At 42.3% G+C, this 3,427-nt stretch carries 3 protein-coding genes and 3 pseudogenes; 2 read left to right on the top strand and 4 right to left on the bottom strand.

Annotated features, from left to right (window positions below):
* Positions 1–898, top strand: a pseudogene (locus tag B4923_RS20590) (phage integrase central domain-containing protein); the annotation flags it as partial.
* 33 nt (positions 899–931) lie between these two features.
* On the opposite strand, the gene B4923_RS20585 reads toward B4923_RS20590, so the two are convergent.
* Together B4923_RS20585 and B4923_RS21180 are read right to left on the bottom strand one after the other, a co-directional pair.
* Positions 932–1,588, bottom strand: a complete 657-nt coding sequence (locus tag B4923_RS20585; protein WP_109491549.1) for a glyoxalase-like domain protein — start codon at positions 1,586–1,588, stop codon at positions 932–934.
* A 148-nt stretch (positions 1,589–1,736) separates the two neighbouring features.
* Positions 1,737–1,904: pseudogene (locus B4923_RS21180) on the bottom strand (DNA-directed RNA polymerase subunit beta); the annotation flags it as partial.
* Between the two features lie 80 nt (positions 1,905–1,984).
* Here B4923_RS21180 and B4923_RS20575 point away from each other — a divergent pair.
* A complete protein-coding gene (locus tag B4923_RS20575) occupies positions 1,985–2,353 on the top strand; it encodes a transposase (RefSeq protein WP_109491548.1) in 369 nt (122 codons plus the stop codon).
* Positions 2,354–2,502: 149 nt separating this feature from the next.
* Here B4923_RS20575 and B4923_RS20570 read toward each other — a convergent pair whose 3' ends face one another.
* Both B4923_RS20570 and B4923_RS20980 read right to left on the bottom strand, forming a co-directional pair.
* Positions 2,503–2,964 carry a DUF6392 family protein gene (locus B4923_RS20570; RefSeq protein WP_342752582.1) on the bottom strand — a complete coding sequence of 154 codons (462 nt, stop codon included), beginning with the start codon at positions 2,962–2,964 and terminating at the stop codon, positions 2,503–2,505.
* Between the two features lie 2 nt (positions 2,965–2,966).
* Positions 2,967–3,427, bottom strand: a pseudogene (locus B4923_RS20980) (S-type pyocin domain-containing protein); the annotation flags it as partial.

Genomic DNA, 3,427 nt, shown 5'->3' with positions numbered 1-3,427 from the left:
TTGCCAAAAGCTGGTTTGCCACCAAAACCACATGGTCGGAAGATTATCAACGCTCTGTCTGGGCAAGACTTGAAACCTACCTGTTCCCTGATATTGGTGAAAAAGATATTGCTGAATTGGATACAAATGCTGCGATTACATTGGATGTTGAAGAAAAAGCGTTATGGCTTGCCAAGGCAACAGCAACCAGCCGCCCACCAATGCAGCGTATTCACCGTGCCAAATGGAACAGCAAGAGTGCTCAGGAAAAACGTGCTGCTGAACAGGTTGTTCGTGATGAGATGAAACAGGAAGCGCAGGCTACTTACCGCACCTTTAAAGATCTGGACCAGCAGATCGTTGTTGACCTCAGAAGCTTCATCGTGTCCGAGCTGCCTGAGCCTGTTGAAATCGTATTACCTGAAACAGGTTCGCAGTCGGCATCATCAACAGACCAAAAGCCTGTTCTGGTTGCCCCTGCGCCTCATACACGCACTAAACTGAAAACTCCATCCTCTTCAACGGCCAGAGCGGTCAAACGCGCTCCTGTTAAAAGTAAAAGAAAACAGGTTCAACCTCGCCAGAGTGTGTGTTCAAGCGTTTCACGCTGTTGGTAGTAGGATATATAAGAGAGAAATTCATCTGGGCCAAGAAGAAACCTGTTGCCCCTGATATTGAGCACGATAAGCGTATTGCTGAAAACTATGTATTTGATGAGGTGCTGGGCATCTCTGTCCCACGCGCTGAGTTTGAAAAACGCGCACGATTCAACAGTGACAGCTATAGGCCAACACCTGAAAAGATCATTCGTTTTCCACGCTGCCCTCAACACATATTAACAAATAGTGTTCAGGATTATACTCCTAATTTAGCTATCGCGAAAAAATCCACCTCACTTCAATTAATACGCCCCAAATAATCTATAAAGTTTGATCTACGTTATAATGATTCATCAATAAAAAATTGTTAATGGCATCTCAGGAGAAAACGTTATTTTTTTATTCTGTTCACCAGAATCAAATGTAAGAGTAAGGTTATGTATCTCTCCTTGATTTATTTCGACACCATCTATCTTTTTCACTGCATCTGCCGAAAGAGAAAGAGGATTTCCTTTTGGTATGCTTAATTGAATGCCCGTTAATTCTCGAATCCCGCAAGGATGATTAAGAGGTTGACGTTTTTCATCTTCAACCTGATCTGGGCGCCCAGAAAAATCCAAAAAAAACCAAAGTGGCTCATTGGGTATAGCGATCCCCACATCAATAGAGTAGCCAGCAGGTAGGTAGCTTGGCTGATACTGCCAGTGAGGGAAAGGAACGGATTCTCCCTGTCTCGTTGGACGGCACCCTACACCAAATGGAGAGTAGAACTTTTTCTGATCCGTTAACCTCTGAATAATATCAAGTTCTGGAGATGTTCTTTTATGCTGATAGGAAGGTTCTTCAAGATAAATAAACTCAAGAAACACATTATTGAAAAAGAAACGACGATTGGCTGTTCCTTGTCCGGGATGTATATTATGTGTTCCCTCCAATATACCATTTTCAACTAAAACATCAGCAATAGGTGCGTTATGCTCAGAGCAAATAAATATATGATCAATTTCCATGTATTAATGACCTAAAAAAATTAATATATTCATGGTGGCAATATTAATCCTTTAGTAATAATAAGTAAATGATGTAATTTACCTAAGAGCTTTTAAGTGAACAGCCCTACGGAGGGCTATTCACGCACAACTTGCAATGAGAGTAAATCTACCTTACTGCCCAGCCTTTATTGGTTTTCACCAGAACAATTTTGGCCTCTTCTGGTTCAGCCATACCTTTCACACCAGAAAAGGCATCTTTATCAACCCATCTCGGCACATCGGCCAATTTCCATGTATATGAAACCTGCGTCACTTTTAGGCCATCAGCTTCACTGGGTTTGTAGTCCCCCCCTGAATTTAGTCTTACCGCTTAATGGAGTTCTCTGGTTAAAATACAACCAGCGGAGGCTCATCATGAAGAAAGCGCGTTTCACTGAAACTCAGATCCTGCCGGTTCTAAAAGAAGTTGAAGGTGGTCGGCATGTGACGGATGTGTGCCGAGAAAACGGTGTGTCGGAAGCCAGCTATTACAACTGGAAAGCCAAATACGGCGGCATGGAGTCCTCTGATATCAAACGTATGAAAGAGCTGGAAGAGGAAAATCGCCGGTTAAAGCAGATGTACGCATCCCTGAGTTTAGATCATGAAATTCTCAAGGAACTAGCAGAAGACTGGCGCACAGAATATAACGAGGAACGCCCGCATAGCTCACTGGGTGATATGCCACCTGTTATCTATGCGAGGCAAAAACTGGCCGGAGATCCTCATTGGCGGTGGTACTAAAAACCGGAGGGACTACAGATACACGTAGACTAAGGAAACGGCCATGGGGATAACGCATTAAGGCCACAATTGTAATTGTGGTGGAAAAAGTGAGCAGCACTCAAAGCTCGTTGTGCTGCTATTTCGAGACTGTAATTTAAATTATGTAATCACCACGTCATTTCTTCTGTTGGCATAACTGTTATTGATTCAACGATATTTTTATCGGTATAGGCTATCTGCATTTTTAGGGGAATATGAAAACCATCTAAAGTATATTTTTCTTTTATTCCAAATTGAAGACCACCAATAACCTTGGGAGGAATGGTTTTCTCTGGAGTGCCAAATTGTTCATGCATCCAGTCGATACTCATCTCCTTCTTAAAAGGAGGAGGCAGTTCATTTGGAAATTGCTGCGTTGGCCTGTCTTCATCAAAGAGTGTAAGTGTCACGCAAAATAGTTTTCTCGATGACCGATGAAAAGCCAGGTAGATACATTCTTTGACCATATCTAAATCCAATACAGGATCACCTGAATCCCCTTTAGGTTTGGTTTTATAAGGGATCAATCCTTCATCAAAGATCTCTTGGTAGGTTTTACCTATTCGATTCAATAGTGCTTCAACATTCACAGTCACTTTTTGTATAACCCCACACTTTCATTTAGTTGGTGCAATCTTGCTCTTGCTTTTTCCAATTGCTCTTCTGTTGCGCCATATTCTTTAAGAGCTTGCTTTTCCGCATCAAAGTTACTATCAGCAGCAGAGCGAAGATCATTGCTATCTATTTCTATCCGTTCTGCTGTATTTCGACCACCATAAGTTTCACTATTTTTTTGATGGACGCCAGTAGGGACAGCAATTGCAGCTACCCTTTCAGACAACTTTTTCAGTTCCTTTGGCCCAAGTTCTGGGTGCAAACGCTTGTAGTGAGCTTTTACAGCAGCAGCCGAAGGGATATGGTCAACTTGATATTCACCCTGCCGCGATCTACCTTCAAAATCACTGTAAAGCTCGACTTCTAAAAACTCAACCGGGGGCTTACTCAAATAAACATAAATCGGCGGAAACGCATTCTCCGGGAATACTAGAATAT

The sequence above is a fragment of the Brenneria roseae subsp. americana genome (assembly GCF_003115815.1).
Lineage (GTDB): Bacteria > Pseudomonadota > Gammaproteobacteria > Enterobacterales > Enterobacteriaceae > Brenneria > Brenneria roseae.
This window is presented reverse-complemented; position numbering and strand designations above follow the sequence as displayed.